The 1,201-nt window shown below is 39.8% G+C and carries 2 protein-coding genes; both read left to right on the forward strand.

The genetic code is table 11. From position 1 onward, the window contains the following. Positions 1–409, forward strand: a 409-nt coding sequence (locus AAEZ03_RS25650) for a hypothetical protein (protein ID WP_502947947.1), incomplete at its 5' end; no start/stop codon positions are given. A gap of 134 nt (positions 410–543) precedes the next feature. After that, on the forward strand, positions 544–1,201 hold a 658-nt coding region (locus AAEZ03_RS25655), incomplete at its 3' end, for a PAAR domain-containing protein (protein WP_350582505.1).

Below are 1,201 nucleotides of genomic sequence, written 5' to 3' on the forward strand. Positions count from 1 at the left end.
ATATAAAAGAATGGGGAATTTTAAATTAAGAGTTTTAGACCTTGCGGTTCAAGAAATTAATGAAAAAACTGATATCAAAGTTGGCTATGAGCAAGTTAAAAAAGGTAGAACGATAATAGGTTTTAAATTCAAAATCTCGGATAAAGAAAAATCCAAAAGCACTCAGAGTTTAGCAAGTGGAAGAGACGGTAATACATCTGATATGTTTACGGTTGAAGGATTAAATGATAGGCAGCTGGGGCGTATTGCCCGTAATCCTAGCTTTGTTGCCGATTATAATCATTTGGTTAGTTCTACTAGTCCAGCAGGTCAAGATCCGAACGCTTGGGAGTTTGAAATGATTAATCGTCTCAAAAAGGATCCTTCACAATTTAAGAAACGCCCTATTAGAGAGTATCTTGAATACTAAGACTTGTGAATATTTTGGATAGGTACGGTTCTCTAGTGAGGACTTGAATGGCGGTAACCCTCTTATGGTTTTTATAAACTTATGTCCATTTATCATGTTAGAATTTAGATGATAATAATATTTAGGACGATACTATGGCAGCTTATATCACCGTAGGCGCGACAACGACTCATGGTGGTGAAGTTATTAGTGGCTCACCGCACAGCACTCATAACGGTATTCCTATCTCGCGTAAAGGCGATAAAGTTATCTGTAAAAAGTGTAAAAAATTGACCACTATTTTGACAGGGGACTCCTCGTTTATTGTCGATGGTGCGCCCATTGCTCGCGCAGGAGATGTGACTAGCTGCGGTGCTAAGCTTATTGCTAATCAGCAATCGTTTTGCGAGAGTGACTTTGAGGTGATGGGCGTTGAGCAGCCAGCGCCTATGCAGTTTCCTAAATCTGATCCAGAAGCTGTATTTGCTAGCTTTGCAGCGCCTAAAGACAACCAACCATCAGAGTCTTATAACAACGATTTAGATATTCTATTTGTAAATTTTACGCCTTTCGATAATGAGGATAATGCAGCTGAGGGTAGTCTCGTAGCAGGTAATACTTATGCTGGTGAGCCTAACGAAGGAGGGGGAGGTAGTGATAGACCTATATACATACCTGGTACTGCGGGTACTCCAGAAGAGCTTCGTTATCAGGCAGAACTAGAATCAATATATATAAATGTCGGTGGTGACGAAGCAAAATTTCGTCAAGGAGTTAAAGAAATTGCAGCAAGAGATATGCTCGCTTTTGATA

The sequence above is a fragment of the Pseudomonas sp. HY2-MNA-CIBAN-0224 genome (assembly GCF_040310285.1).
Classification (GTDB): Bacteria; Pseudomonadota; Gammaproteobacteria; order Pseudomonadales; family Pseudomonadaceae; genus Aquipseudomonas; species Aquipseudomonas helleri.